General features: G+C 57.9%; 7 protein-coding genes and 2 rRNA genes (1 of these 9 only partly in view). 8 read left to right on the top strand and 1 reads right to left on the bottom strand.

The window, feature by feature from the left end:
- The 5 genes from PU634_RS14030 to PU634_RS14010 all read left to right on the top strand — a co-directional run.
- Positions 1–2,070, top strand: a 23S ribosomal RNA gene (locus tag PU634_RS14030) (it extends 819 nt beyond the left edge of the window).
- A gap of 83 nt (positions 2,071–2,153) precedes the next feature.
- A 5S ribosomal RNA gene (gene rrf / locus PU634_RS14025) occupies positions 2,154–2,268 on the top strand.
- A gap of 564 nt (positions 2,269–2,832) precedes the next feature.
- On the top strand, positions 2,833–4,269 hold the full coding sequence (locus tag PU634_RS14020; protein ID WP_306761397.1) for a nucleobase:cation symporter-2 family protein: 1,437 nt from the start codon (positions 2,833–2,835) through the stop codon (positions 4,267–4,269).
- 124 nt (positions 4,270–4,393) lie between these two features.
- Positions 4,394–5,737, top strand: coding sequence for an 8-oxoguanine deaminase (locus PU634_RS14015; protein WP_306761396.1), 1,344 nt, complete (start codon positions 4,394–4,396; stop codon positions 5,735–5,737).
- A gap of 126 nt (positions 5,738–5,863) precedes the next feature.
- Entirely contained in the window at positions 5,864–6,565 is a 702-nt protein-coding gene (locus PU634_RS14010) for a phosphatase PAP2 family protein (protein ID WP_306761395.1), read from the top strand.
- A gap of 39 nt (positions 6,566–6,604) precedes the next feature.
- Here PU634_RS14010 and PU634_RS14005 read toward each other — a convergent pair whose 3' ends face one another.
- On the bottom strand, positions 6,605–7,780 hold the full coding sequence (locus PU634_RS14005) for a CinA family nicotinamide mononucleotide deamidase-related protein (protein WP_306761394.1): 1,176 nt from the start codon (positions 7,778–7,780) through the stop codon (positions 6,605–6,607).
- Between the two features lie 141 nt (positions 7,781–7,921).
- Between PU634_RS14005 and metA the strand changes: the two genes are divergently transcribed.
- The 3 genes from metA (at position 7,922) to PU634_RS13990 (ending at position 12,599) form a co-directional block, all read left to right on the top strand.
- Positions 7,922–8,875, top strand: coding sequence for a homoserine O-acetyltransferase MetA (gene metA / locus PU634_RS14000; RefSeq protein ID WP_306761393.1), 954 nt, complete (start codon positions 7,922–7,924; stop codon positions 8,873–8,875).
- 138 nt (positions 8,876–9,013) lie between these two features.
- Entirely contained in the window at positions 9,014–10,093 is a 1,080-nt protein-coding gene (locus tag PU634_RS13995) for a polyamine ABC transporter substrate-binding protein (RefSeq protein WP_306761392.1), read from the top strand.
- 55 nt (positions 10,094–10,148) lie between these two features.
- A complete protein-coding gene (locus PU634_RS13990) occupies positions 10,149–12,599 on the top strand; it encodes a bifunctional diguanylate cyclase/phosphodiesterase (RefSeq protein WP_306761391.1) in 2,451 nt (816 codons plus the stop codon).
- Positions 12,600–12,624 lie beyond the last annotated feature (25 nt).

Here is a 12,624-nt window from a genome sequence, read left to right as displayed (position 1 = left end):
TAGCGCCTCGGACGAATACTACTGGGGGTAGAGCACTGTTTGGGCTAGGGGGTCATCCCGACTTACCAACCCCATGCAAACTCCGAATACCAGTAAGTACTATCCGGGAGACACACGGCGGGTGCTAACGTCCGTCGTGAAGAGGGAAACAACCCAGACCGCCGGCTAAGGTCCCCAAGTTCTGATTAAGTGGGAAACGAGGTGGGAAGGCTCAGACAGCCAGGATGTTGGCTTAGAAGCAGCCATCATTTAAAGAAAGCGTAATAGCTCACTGGTCGAGTCGGCCTGCGCGGAAGATGTAACGGGGCTAAAATCAGGCACCGAAGCCGCGGATTCACGCTATGCGTGAGTGGTAGGGGAGCGTTCTGTAAGTCTGCGAAGGTGTGTCGTGAGGCATGCTGGAGATATCAGAAGTGCGAATGCTGACATGAGTAACGATAAAGGGGGTGAAAAACCTCCTCGCCGGAAGACCAAGGGTTCCTGTCCAACGTTAATCGGGGCAGGGTGAGTCGGCCCCTAAGGCGAGGCCGAAAGGCGTAGTCGATGGGAAACGGGTTAATATTCCCGTACTGACACACATTGCGATGGGGGGACGGAGAAGGCTAGATGGGCCAGGCGTTGGTTGTCCTGGTGAAAGGGAGTAGGTGGTGACTTTAGGCAAATCCGGAGTCACAACGCTGAGACCCGAGACGAAGGTACTACGGTACCGAAGTCATTGATGCCCTGCTTCCAGGAAAAGCCTCTAAGCTTCAGATGTGTGTGAACCGTACCCCAAACCGACACAGGTGGTCGGGTAGAGAATACCAAGGCGCTTGAGAGAACTCGGGTGAAGGAACTAGGCAAAATAGTACCGTAACTTCGGGAGAAGGTACGCTGGAGCGGGTGAAGTCCTTCGCGGATGGAGCCTGAGCCAGTCGCAGTGACCAGGTGGCTGGGACTGTTTATCAAAAACACAGCACTGTGCTAACTCGCAAGAGGACGTATACGGTGTGACACCTGCCCGGTGCCGGAAGGTTAATTGATGGGGTTAGCCGCAAGGTGAAGCTCTTGATCGAAGCCCCGGTAAACGGCGGCCGTAACTATAACGGTCCTAAGGTAGCGAAATTCCTTGTCGGGTAAGTTCCGACCTGCACGAATGGTGTAACCATGGCCACGCTGTCTCCACCCGAGACTCAGTGAAATTGAAATCGCCGTGAAGATGCGGTGTACCCGCGGCTAGACGGAAAGACCCCGTGAACCTTTACTATAGCTTGGCACTGAACATTGACCCTACATGTGTAGGATAGGTGGGAGGCTGTGAAGCGGTGACGCCAGTTGCCGTGGAGCCGACCTTGAAATACCACCCTTGTATGTTTGATGTTCTAACTTGGCCCCCTTATCGGGGGTGAGGACAGTGCCTGGTGGGTAGTTTGACTGGGGCGGTCTCCTCCCAAAGCGTAACGGAGGAGCACGAAGGTTGGCTAAGTACGGTCGGACATCGTACGGTTAGTGCAATGGCATAAGCCAGCTTAACTGCGAGACAGACACGTCGAGCAGGTGCGAAAGCAGGTCATAGTGATCCGGTGGTTCTGAATGGAAGGGCCATCGCTCAACGGATAAAAGGTACTCCGGGGATAACAGGCTGATACCGCCCAAGAGTTCATATCGACGGCGGTGTTTGGCACCTCGATGTCGGCTCATCACATCCTGGGGCTGAAGTCGGTCCCAAGGGTATGGCTGTTCGCCATTTAAAGTGGTACGCGAGCTGGGTTCAGAACGTCGTGAGACAGTTCGGTCCCTATCTGCCGTGGGCGTTGGATGATTGAGAGGGGCTGCTCCTAGTACGAGAGGACCGGAGTGGACGAACCTCTGGTGTTCGGGTTGTCACGCCAGTGGCACTGCCCGGTAGCTAAGTTCGGAATCGATAACCGCTGAAAGCATCTAAGCGGGAAGCGAGCCTCGAGATGAGTCATCCCCAGAGCTTCGAGCTCTCTAAAGGGCCGTCCGAGACCAGGACGTTGATAGGCAGGGTGTGGAAGCGCTGTGAGGCGTGCAGCTAACCTGTACTAATGACCCGTGCGGCTTAACCATACAACACCCAAGAAGTGTGAGACCTTGCAGGTCGAGACTACGAATTCTTCATCAAAACGCTTTTTCCGAATTAAAGTTTTATGCCTGGCGGCCATAGCGTTGTGGAACCACCTGACTCCATGCCGAACTCAGCAGTGAAACGCAACCGCGCCGATGATAGTGTGGCAGCTGCCATGTGAAAGTAGGTCACTGCCAGGCACCCAATACCAAAAGCCCTTCACCGATGGTGAAGGGCTTTTTTCGTTGCCGGAAACAAGAGTTTTACCTTGTTCAGTCAAGGAGAATTTCGGCAGAGCACCAGCCGCTGCCTTCATTTCATTGTGAATTTCCGTCGCTTGTTTCAGCCTGTCATTGTAGAGACCGTTGGTGCCCGGGAAAGTCCTCTCCTGACGCTATACTGTGTCCATATCGTGATGCAAGGCGCCATCCGGGCGGTTTGCAAGCCTGTAGTGTCTCGAATGCTCAGCTCCTTTATCTGTATACAATCTTTGCCGCTGATCGCTCTTTCTAAGGGGGATTACGTATTGTGTGTAAAGGGGGATATAGATCACATTGGTGCTAATTTTGTGTACAAAGATTTCACATCGGTATAACACTAATGTTTTTTTTGCGGTATTATCTAATTGGCTCCGCACTAGGCCAAAGCCTTAGAAGTGGAGACTGGAGGGTAGTGCCACCGTCTCGACAGGATGTTGGCCAATAATAAAATGGCGGCTCATTCATGGGGTCGCTCATTGGCAACGATTAACAAAGGGATCTGTTATGACCCAGGATGCAAAAACCGCACAAAGCAAAAATCACGATTTGCTTTATTCACTGCACGACAAACCCGGCTTTCTGCCGTCCACCTTTGCTGCCCTGCAGCACGTTCTGGCCAGCCTCGTCGGTGTGATCACTCCCACCCTGATTGTGGGCGGCGCGCTCGGGCTGGGAGAGCATGTTCCCTATTTGATCAGTATGGCGCTGATGGTTTCCGGTGTGGGTACCTTCATTCAGTGTCGTCGTGTTGGTCCTATCGGGGCCGGTATGCTGTGTCTGCAAGGCACCAGCTTTGCCTTCCTGACGGCGGTGCTTTCTGCCGGCTTTATTGTAAAAAGCCGTGGTGGTACCCCTGAAGACATTCTGGCCACCATCTTTGGTGTCAGCTTCTGTGCTGCCTTTATCGAAATTTTCCTGAGCCGCTTTGTGCACAAGCTGCAAAAAGTAATCACCCCTGTGGTGACCGGCACCATCATCATTCTTATCGGCATTCCGCTGATCAAGGTGGCCATGACCGACATCGGTGGCGGCTTTGGCGCCCTGAACACGGAGAACTTCGGTTCTCTCGACAACCTGCTGCTGGCGGGCATCGTGCTGGTGAGTGTGATCCTGCTGAACCGTTCCAAAAACCCCATGATCCGTCTGGCCGCGGTGGTTATTGGCCTGGCTTTGGGGATGCTGGCCGCCTTCTTTATGGGGCGTCTGGACTTCTCTCATATCGCCAGCCTGCCGGTCATTTCCATTCCGGTGCCGTTCAAGTTCGGTTTCCAGTTTGATTTGGCCGCCTTTATTCCGCTGGCCATCCTGTTCTGCGTGAGCGCGATGGAAACCACCGGTGACCTGACCGCCAACTCCACCATTTCCCGTGAGCCGGTAAAAGGCCCGGTTTACATCAACCGCATTCGTGGTGGTGTGCTGGGTGATGGTGTGAACTCCATGATTGCGGCCGTGTTCAACAGCATGCCGTCCACTACCTTCAGCCAGAATAACGGTGTTATCGCCCTGACCGGGGTAGCCAGCCGCTTCGTCGGCATCTACATCGCCGCCATCCTGTTTATCATGGGCCTGTTCCCCATCATAGGTGGTGTACTGCAAACCATGCCCAAGCCGGTATTGGGTGGCGCTACTCTGATCATGTTCGGCACCGTGGCCGTGGCCGGTATTCGTGTGCTGTCCCAGGCCAACCTGGATCGTCGCAACATGATGATCATCGCCATCTCCGTGGGCATGGGTATCGGTGTTTCCACTGTGCCGAATGTGCTGCAGGCCCTGCCGGACACCGTTGAAAACATTCTGAAGTCACCGGTTGCCATGGGGGCCATCACCGCCATTCTGTTGAGTCTGATCCTTCCCGAAGGTCCTGCCGAGGAAGAAGAAAGCGCCGCTGAAACCGCAGCCCAGGCTGACGACGGTAAAAAAAAATTAGGTGAGGTTGGTTAACGCTCACTATCTTATTGATGCCTGAACAGGCTCAATCCCCTGACGTACCTTCCCGGATTGTGCGTCAGGGGTTTTCACATCCGGGGGATGCCAACTTTCATTTGCAAATGGAGTAGAAAGTCTGATGCAAAACCCCAACACTCTCTGGATTAAAAACCCGCTTGCTACCCTGAACCTGGCCTGTGCCGGTGGTGTAGTTGTTTCTGGTAACCAAATCGTTGAGCTGGTCCCCGAAGGTCAGCAACCGACCACCCGCGTTGATGAAATCTTTGACGCCAGCCAGCATGTGATGCTGCCGGGTCTGATCAACGCCCACCATCACTTTTACCAGACACTGACTCGCGCCCATCCGGTGGCACTGAACAAGGAGCTGTTTTCCTGGCTGACCTCCCTGTACCCCGTATGGGCCAAGCTGCAGCCGGAAATGGTGGAAGTGTCTACCCAGATTGCCCTGGCCGAGCTGCTGCTGTCGGGCTGTACCACCGCCAACGATCACCACTACCTGTTCCCTCAGGGGCTGGAGCAGGCGATTGATATTCAGGTAGAGCAGTCTCGTAAACTGGGTGTGCGTGTGCACCTGACCCGCGGCTCAATGAGCCTCGGCAAAGATCAGGGTGGCCTGCCGCCTCAGTCCACGGTGCAGACCGAGGACACCATACTGACCGACAGCGAACGCCTGATCAGTCGCTACCACGATCATGCCGACGGCGCCATGGTACGGGTAGCCCTGGCGCCCTGTTCACCCTTTTCGGTCAGCGGCGAGCTGATGAAGGCCTCGGCCGAGCTGGCTGACAAACACAATGTGCAGCTGCACACGCACCTGGCCGAGACCCATGACGAGACCGAGTTCTGCCAGCGCATGTTTGGCATGCGTCCGGTGGACTATCTGGAATCGGTGGGCTGGCTAAACAACCGCACCTGGCTGGCTCATGGCATTCACTTCAACGAGGAAGAAATCGCTCGTCTGGGCAAGGCTGGCGTGGGCATCGCTCACTGTCCGTCTTCGAATATGCTGCTGGCTTCGGGCATGTGCCCGACCCTGGAGCTGGAAGCGGCGGGCTGTGCGGTGGGCATCGGCGTGGACGGCTCGGCGTCCAATGACGGCTCCAACATGATACTGGAAGTGCGACAGGCGCTGTTGCTGCAGCGACTGCGTTACGGTGCAAAACGTATTACCCATCAAAAGGTGATGGACTGGGCGACCCGGGGCTCGGCCGCCTGTCTGGGGCGTGACGATATCGGTGAGATTGCCGTGGGCAAACAGGCCGATCTGGCCCTGTTCCGGCTGCATGACATTCAGTTTGCCGGGGCCGGCGATCCCCTGGCCGCCCTGGTGCTCTGTGGCGCACAAAGGGCCGACCGGGTGATGGTGGCCGGCCGCTGGCGGGTGATCGACGGCACCATTGAAGGCCTGGACATAGAGGCCCTCAAGGCGCGGCAGCGGGCCCTGTCGGCGCAACTGCGCTGAATCGGGCGGATTAACCCTAAAAGAGTGCTTCGGCACTCTTTTTTATTACCCGCTACCTCACCGGTTACACTGACCTTTTTGCCGGTTTTGGGATAGAATCCCGGCTTTTGCAAATCGGGTTTCACTATGCGATGGGATCTCAAGGGCTGGGTTGGCCTGCAACTGCTGGCGGCGGCCCTGCTGCTTTCCTGGTGGCAGGGATACTGGCTTGAGCTGGATGAGGGGGTATTCTGGTGGTTTAATGAGCGGCTGGTGACGGTGCCGGGCTTTGCGGAGCTGGTGGCCTTTGTGAATCAGCGCTGGATAGACGGCGCGGTGGCCTTGCTGATGGCGCTGTTTGTATTTCGCCATGCCTGGCTGGCATCGGGACGTGAACGGGCACGCATCTGCTGTCTGCTGCTGATCATGGCTGCTAGCTTCTCGCTGCAGACCGCGGCAGGCAAGGCGCTGCCGGTGGAGCGGCCCAGTCCGACGCTGGTGTTTGAGCAGGCGGAACGGGTCAGCCGGCTGGTGCCGGATATCAGAGCCAAGGACGCTTCGGGCAGCTCGTTTCCCAGCGATCACGGTATTGGCTTTGCCACCTTTCTGCTGTTTGCCATTTACCGTTTTCCACGTCGTTATCTCTATGCCCTGGTGCCTCTGGTGCTGGCCCTGGCCATGCCCAGGGTGATGTCGGGGGCGCACTGGTTTACCGACTTCATCTGCGGCTCCCTGCCCCTGGCGCTGGTGACCGCCGCCTGGCTGTTTCACACCCCCCTGGCCCATTGGCTCACCGAAGCCCTGGTGGCGCCGGCGGAAAAACTGCTGCGGCGCTGGCATCTGCAGTGAATAACAGAAGGACGGCCAAAAGCCGTCCTTCTGTTTATCTTATTGCGGCAGATTAACCTGTTCGCTGCGGGGCAGAATGTCGTAATCGGCGATTACCGGCAGGCCTTCCAGCTGCCGGCGCAGCATGTCAAAGGCGGCAAAGGCCAGCAAGCGGCGGCGCATCAGCGGATCGCGAAAGTGCATCTGCAGGGTTTGTGCCTGACAGCCTTCAGGGGTCAGCAGCGCCAGTGGAATGCCCTGCGGGCCTTTGGCGCCAATGGCCAGGGTGGTGGCCCGGCCCGCGCCTTTCAGCCATTGCGCCAGCTCGCCGGCACTGTCGGGCAACCCGGCCAGATAATGGCCTTCAAACTCGGTGGTCAGGGTATGCAGGGTATCGGTCAGGCGGCCGCCGCTGGCATCCTCAAAGATCACCAGATCCCGATCGTGCAGTTGTGCCGCCAGCGCCTCGAATTTCAGCTCGTTGCGGGCCACCACATGGCTGCCGATTTGCTCCAGTAATTGCGTTTCGGCTTCGGCGATGGCGCTGCGGTCACGGGTGTCGATGATCAGTTTCAGCTCGATGGTGGGTGAGTTGGCCCGGTACCCCAGGGTAATGCCTGCCGGCCAGTTCAGGGTGTCGAGCCGGTCGCTCAGCCCCGATTCCGACAGCCCGAAGGTGAAGTAACGCCGCACCTGGCTCTGGCCCTGCTGACCCAGTCGGGTGCGCAGCCGGGGCAGAATCTCCTGATCCATCATTTTCTTCAGCTCCGACGGTACCCCCGGGGTAAAGAAAAACAGCGCCCGGTTGTGCTGCAGCGCAAAGCCGCAGGCGGTGCCGATGGGATTGTCCACCAGCTCGGCCCCCTCGGGCAGCATGGCCTGCTTGATATTGCTTTCCGGCATGGTGCGGCCGCGGCTGGCGTATTTTTCCTGCATCACCTTCAGCCACTGCCGGTTCAGCACCAGTGGCACGCCGGCGGCCTCGGCCATGGCCTCGGCGCTGATGTCGTCTGAGGTCGGCCCCAGGCCGCCGTTAACGATAACGATGTCGGCACAGTGGCTGCGCTGCTCAAACAGCTCCACCAGATCCGCCTTGTCGTCCCCCAGGGTAAAACGCCGGCGCACCTGCCAGCCCTGCTCCAGCAGCCGTTGTGACAGCCAGCCGGCATTGGTGTCGGTTATCAGGCCGGTGAGCACTTCGTCACCGGTGCTGACCAGTTCAATCACGGGTTCCATATGCAAATCCTTTAGAAAAGTTGTTTGAATTTTAACGTATCTTTTGCTCACAACCCATGAGGGAGATGACAAGCGACGGCCCTTATTGTAGATTTCTAGATGTCTAGACTTTTCTACCGTTGCAGTACATGGAGTAAGCACATGCCCATTCGAATTCCGGATCGCCTGCCGGCGGCCAATGTCCTGAGCCGGGAAAACATCTTCGTGATGACGGAGACACGCGCGATCAATCAGGATATACGTCCGATGCGGGTGTTGCTGCTCAACCTGATGCCCAAGAAAATCGAAACCGAAAACCAGCTGCTGCGCATGCTGTCGAACTCACCGCTGCAAATCGGTGTGGATCTGCTGCGCATCGACAACCGGCCGTCCAAGAATACGCCGCAGTCCCATCTGGAGCACTTTTACTACGACTTCGAGCAGATCAAGGATCAGTTTTACGATGGTCTCATCATCACGGGGGCGCCCCTGGGGCTGACCGACTTTTGCGATGTGGTGTACTGGGACAAGATCGAGCAGATCGTGGAATGGTCCAAGAGCCATGTAACCTCCACCCTGTTTCTGTGCTGGGCGGCCCAGGCCGGGCTCAAAATCCTCTATAGCCTCGACAAGCGTACCCGGCTGGAAAAGCTGTCCGGGGTCTACGAGCACCAGAACATGGGCCAGTTCGAACCGCTGGTGCGCGGCTTTGACGATGTGTTTCTGGCGCCCCATTCCCGTTACGCCGACTTTCCGCTGGAGCTGATCCGGGAAAAAACCAACCTCAAGGTGCTGGCCGGCTCCGAGCAGGTTGGCATGTATCTGGCGGTCAGTCCCGACCGGCGTCAGGTGTTTGTGACCGGCCACCCGGAGTATGATCCCGATACCCTGCATCAGGAATACATGCGGGATCTGTCGGTGGGCATAGAGCCCAACATGCCGGTGAATTATTACCCCGACAACAACCCGGACAACCCGCCCCGGGCCACCTGGCGCAGCCACGGCCACCTGCTGTTTTCCAACTGGCTGAACTACCATGTCTACCAGCTGACGCCTTACGATCTGAATACCCTCAGTGCCGCCGGCGACACCCTGACCAAGGACTGGGAAGACTGACTCTTCACCGGCCGGCCAGGGAGCCGGCCGGGCATTCCTGCCAGGTTGTCTTGACAGGCCCGCAGGCGTCGGCAAGAGTTATCAAGGCGCCGGTTTTGGTTTCAATGGAAACCCTTCTCATTATCACGAGGTTCATGGATGAACAGTGCTTTCTTCAGGGCCGGTGGCCGGCACCTTGTGCTTTGTGCCGGTGTTCTGCTTTCGCTTCCCCAGGCTCACGCCGACGATCGGGCCTCCGAGCTGACCTTTCTCACCTGGGGAGACTATATCGACGAAGGCGTGGTGGCCGATTTTGAAGCCGAGTTCAATGCCAGCATTCGGTTTGTTCATTTTGAGTCGGACGCGGCGCGCCACGAACTGCTGACCATTTCCGGCGTGCAGGGATACGATCTGATACTGGTGGACTCGGTTTCCAGAGCGCTTTATCAGCATCTGGGCTGGATCGGCGAGTTCGACCGTCAGCAAATCCCCAACCTGGGCAGGCTGCGACTGCCCGCACCCTCCGTGGGGTCGCACGGCAGCGATCTTTGTGTTCCCTATACCTGGGGCACTACCGGCATTGCCTATCGCACCGATCTGGTATCCGAGCCCGTTACCCGCTGGCAGCAGTTGTTTGAGCCCGCTGAGGAGCTGCAGGGGAAAATCCTGATGTCGGAAGCGGGCACCGAAGTGGTCGGCATGGCCCTGAAAGCCCTGGGATATTCCATGGCCAGCAGCGATCCCGATGAACTGGAGCAGGCCAGGCAGTTGCTGAATAAGCAGGCGCCACTGATTGCCGGTTATGCGCCGGTGGCGGTGGACTCGGCGGCCGCCAAGCTGGTGACCGGCGAAGTCAGTGCGGTGCTGACCTACAGCGGGGATGCCCTGATGCTGAAAGAGTTCCAGCCGAACATAGAGTATGTGTTGCCGGAAGAAGGGGGAGCGATATGGGCCGACTTTATCTGCCTGGGGGCTCAGCCGGAAAATGCCGAGCTGGCGCACCGGTTCATTGATTTTCTGAACCGGCCCGAGCAGTCTGCGCGCAACTCGCTGTATATCTACAGTGCCACGCCCAATGTGGATGCAGAAGCGTTGCTGCCGGCAGACTTTCTGACGGATCCGGTGATTTATCCGGATCGGGCCAGTCTGGATAAATCGGAGCATTATCGGGTCATTCCTCCGCGAATCGCCAGAATATACAACAACATCATGCAGGAAGTTCAGCAACTGAGCGAATAGCCATGGGGCTGGGAGGGGAGAGCGACGGATGCGGCTGAGATCCAGGATTGCGTGTTTGTTAGTTCCCTTATTGTTGCTGCAGGCCGCAATACTGATCGGGACTTCCTATCTGTTGTACCGGGATTACATCAGGGATCAGATGGAAATCCATGCGTGGGACTCGGTCACTCAGGTGGCCAACAAGTTCAGTGGCATGGTGGCTATTCTGGTGGCAGACACGAGCATCTTTGCCCGCAACCCGGTGCTGAACCGTTACCTGAAAACGGACGAGAACATCCGTGCCCACGTTATGTATTCGGTGTTGCATGATGAGTTCCAGTCCTTTCTGACGGCCTATCCCGACTACCGTGAACTGACCTTGTTGCTGCCCGACGGCGACGAGGAGATATCGCTGCGTTCGGACGGCACTGCCAGTATTCCCCGGAACCGGCAGTCCAGGCCCTATTTTCAGCAGATGGTCAATCAGAACCTGGAGGTGCTGACGACCGTTCAGCGCGAGCCCGACAGTGGCGAGTGGGTGCTGCTGTCCATTCGCCGGCTGCTGCATTTTGACCCCATTGAAAGAACGCGACAAACGGAAGCCCGGGTCAGTGGCTATCTGGTGCTCAAGTCGGTGCTGCGCCCCCTGGCCCAGCAGATGGCCAACAACCGCTTGTTCAGTCAGGGTTTCAGCCTGTTGCACAATGCCGAAGGCAGCCAGTTGCTGAGCGAAGGGCACACCCGGCTCAGTGCAACGGGATTGGGGGCCCTGGTGCAGGCGCTGAGCGGTACTGCGCAGGGCCGGATCAGCTATACGGAAGACGTCTTGCTTGATGACGACTGTTATCTGGTCGGGCAGACCGAATTGCTGCCGGGACTGTATTTCTCGGTGGGCTGGCCAGAGTCCGGGCTGAAACAGCTGTTGCTTGAGATGGGCATCAGTGCCGGCCGGGTAACGCTGCTGGTGATGCTGGTCACCATGGTGGTGCTGTTCTGGCTGTTAAACCGTATGTTGATTCGGCCCATTATGCGTCTGGGCCATGCGGCAGAGAGGCTGGGAAAAGGGGAGGAAGACTGGCATCTGCCATGCTCCGGGCGGGATGAACTGTCTGCGCTGGGGGGCACGGTCAGGGATATGGGGCAGGCGCTGTTACGGCAGCGTCAGGCGTTGCACGATATTGCCTACCGGGACAGTCTGACCCGGCTGCCCAATCGCCGTCGGTTTCTGGAAATACTGGAAAGCCACTATGACGCGGCCACCGGTGCGCCGCCCGCGATTGCGCTGATGTTCCTCGATCTGGATGAATTCAAGCATATCAACGACACCCTGGGTCATGAAACCGGGGATGTGGTGCTGGTGGAGGTGGCACGCCGCATGGAGCAGTTGCTGCGAGGCAGCGATGTTATCGGTCATGACGGCGCGGGGAGCGCTTCTGGCACCCTGGCTCGCCTTGGCGGCGATGAGTTTACCCTGCTGCTGACCGATATTGGCGAGCGGGAGCAGGCGGTGGCGGTGGCCGAGCGGCTGCTGGCGGCCTTTTCCCGACCCCTGATGGTGGCCGGAAAACCCATGCTGATAGGCATCAGCATGGGGGTGGCTCTGGCCAGGGAAACCGGAGACAGCGCCTCCGAACTGTTAAAGAATGCCGATGTGGCCATGTATGACGCCAAGCAGCATGGAAAAAACACCTACCGCTTTTTTTGCCCGGATGCAGCGCTTGCCTCTCTTAAACAGCTGGAGCTGAGGGACGATCTGCACCGTGCCATTTACCAGAAACAGCTGCGGCTGGTCTATCAGCCCCAGGTTGATGCCCGCAGCGGGCGACTGGCGGGCTGTGAAGCCCTGGTGCGCTGGAAACATCCGGAAAAGGGCTGGATTCCCCCGAATGTTTTTATTCCCATCGCCGAGCAGGCGGGCCTGATCGTGCCTCTGGGGCGCTGGGTCATGCTGGAAGCCTGCCGGCAGATCACGCTCTGGCAGTCCATGGGATATGAGGTGCCACGGGTGTCGGTCAATGTATCGTTCGTCCAGCTGTTGCGGGAGGATCTGCACCAAGTACTGCTGAGTTGCCTGGCGGCAAACCAACTCGGCCCCGACAGAATCAGTGTGGAGGTGACCGAGTCCTGCATCATGCAGGGAGTGGATGCTATTGACCAGCTGAAGCGCATTCAAAAAAGCGGTATTCGGGTGGCGCTGGATGATTTCGGGACCGGGTATTCCTCGCTCAGTGCGCTGAAAGGGCTGCCCATTGACGAGCTCAAGATAGATCGCAGTTTTATCAGCGAGATTGCCGAAGGAGACGACGCCCGCGCCATTGTGGCGGCCATTATCGCCATGGCCCAGCGCCTGGGCGTGGAAGTGGTGGCGGAGGGGGTTGAGAACGAGGTTGAGCTGAATTATCTCAGAGAGCGGGGCGCCGATATTATTCAGGGGTACTTTTTCGGCAGGCCCGTGCCGGGCAGCGAGTTCACCGGCTGGCTGGCAGACACGGCCAGCCATGCCGGTGAACATGCGGTTGCCATCTGAGATCGACCTGCCCGCCCACGGCCAG

Source organism: Oceanimonas pelagia, from assembly GCF_030849025.1.
GTDB lineage: Bacteria > Pseudomonadota > Gammaproteobacteria > Enterobacterales > Aeromonadaceae > Oceanimonas > Oceanimonas pelagia.
This window is presented reverse-complemented; position numbering and strand designations above follow the sequence as displayed.

What these genes read in the sequence shown, in the direction of transcription:
- PU634_RS14020 (WP_306761397.1), top strand. Translation starts at nt 2,833, where the DNA reads ATGACCCAGGATGCAAAAACCGCACAAAGCAAAAATCACGATTTGCTT.
- PU634_RS14015 (WP_306761396.1), top strand. Translation starts at nt 4,394, where the DNA reads ATGCAAAACCCCAACACTCTCTGGATTAAAAACCCGCTTGCTACCCTG.
- PU634_RS14010 (WP_306761395.1), top strand. Translation starts at nt 5,864, where the DNA reads ATGCGATGGGATCTCAAGGGCTGGGTTGGCCTGCAACTGCTGGCGGCG.
- PU634_RS14005 (WP_306761394.1), bottom strand. Translation starts at nt 7,780, where the DNA reads ATGGAACCCGTGATTGAACTGGTCAGCACCGGTGACGAAGTGCTCACC.
- metA (WP_306761393.1), top strand. Translation starts at nt 7,922, where the DNA reads ATGCCCATTCGAATTCCGGATCGCCTGCCGGCGGCCAATGTCCTGAGC.
- PU634_RS13995 (WP_306761392.1), top strand. Translation starts at nt 9,014, where the DNA reads ATGAACAGTGCTTTCTTCAGGGCCGGTGGCCGGCACCTTGTGCTTTGT.